This window comes from Stenotrophomonas sp. INTA L402-1, assembly GCF_059295135.1.
This window is the reverse complement of sequence record NZ_JCAFWP010000095.1, coordinates 1-1112: the sequence shown is the minus strand read 5'-3', so window position 1 is coordinate 1112 and position 1112 is coordinate 1. Positions and strand designations below refer to the sequence as shown.

Genomic DNA, 1112 nt, shown 5'->3' with positions numbered 1-1112 from the left:
GTTCGTCGCGCACTGGTCGATGCTGAACTGGCGCGTCTGGCAGTACAAAATGAATGGGAAGGTCTGGTCATTTACGGCGCGGTGCGTCAGGTAGATGACCTGGAAGAGCTGGATATCGGCATCCAGGCGATGGCGGCAATTCCGGTTGGTGCTGCTGGCGAAGGCATTGGCGAAAGCGATGTCCGCGTCAATTTTGGCGGTGTCACCTTCTTCTCCGGCGACCATCTTTATGCCGACAATACCGGGATTATTCTTTCAGAAGATCCGCTGGATATTGAATAAGTACCTGCCATGCGTTAAAAGGGGAATTAAATTCCCCTTTTTGGTAATGACTCCAACTTATTGATAGTGTTTTATGTTCAGATAATGCCCGATGACTTTGTCATGCAGCTCCACCGATTTTGAGAACGACAGCGACTTCCGTCCCAGCCGTGCCAGGTGCTGCCTCAGATTCAGGTTATGCCGCTCAATTCGCTGCGTATATCGCTTGCTGATTACGTGCAGCTTTCCCTTCAGGCGGGATTCATACAGCGGCCAGCCATCCGTCATCCATATCACCACGTCAAAGGGTGACAGCAGGCTCATAAGACGCCCCAGCGTCGCCATAGTGCGTTCACCGAATACGTGCGCAACAACCGTCCTCCGTATCCTGTCATACGCGTAAAACAGCCAGCGCTGACGTGATTTAGCACCGACGTAGCCCCACTGTTCGTCCATTTCAGCGCAGACAATCACATCACTGCCCGGTTGTATGCGCGAGGTTACCGACTGCGGCCTGAGTTTTTTAAGTGACGTAAAACCGTGTTGAGGCCAACGCCCATAATGCGTGCACTGGCGCGACATCCGACGCCATTCATGGCCATATCAATGATTTTCTGGTGCGTACCGGGCTGAGAGGCGGTGTAAGTGAACTGCAGTTGCCATGTTTTACGGCAGTGAGAGCAGAGATAGCGCTGATGTCCGGCAGTGCTTTTGCCGTTACGCACCACGCCTTCAGTAGCGGAGCAGGAAGGACATCTGATGGAAATGGAAGCCACGCAAGCACCTTAAAATCACCATCATACACTAAATCAGTAAGTTGGCAGCATTACCACTGTCTCTTATACACATCT

2 protein-coding genes are annotated in these 1112 nt (G+C 52.1%); one reads left to right on the top strand and one right to left on the bottom strand.

What is annotated here, in order from left to right; all coding sequences use genetic code 11:
• The coding region (locus tag AC5O77_RS21645; RefSeq protein WP_494507155.1) for an RraA family protein at positions 1-282 on the top strand (282 nt) is incomplete at its 5' end.
• Between the two features lie 57 nt (positions 283-339).
• Here AC5O77_RS21645 and AC5O77_RS21640 read toward each other — a convergent pair.
• Positions 340-1037 (bottom strand): IS1 family transposase gene (locus AC5O77_RS21640; RefSeq protein WP_250143265.1). Its coding sequence is split into 2 segments (ribosomal slippage): positions 340-788 and positions 788-1037, totalling 699 coding nucleotides; the frame shifts between segments, so codons are not numbered across the junction.
• Between the last annotated feature and the right edge of the window lie 75 nt (positions 1038-1112).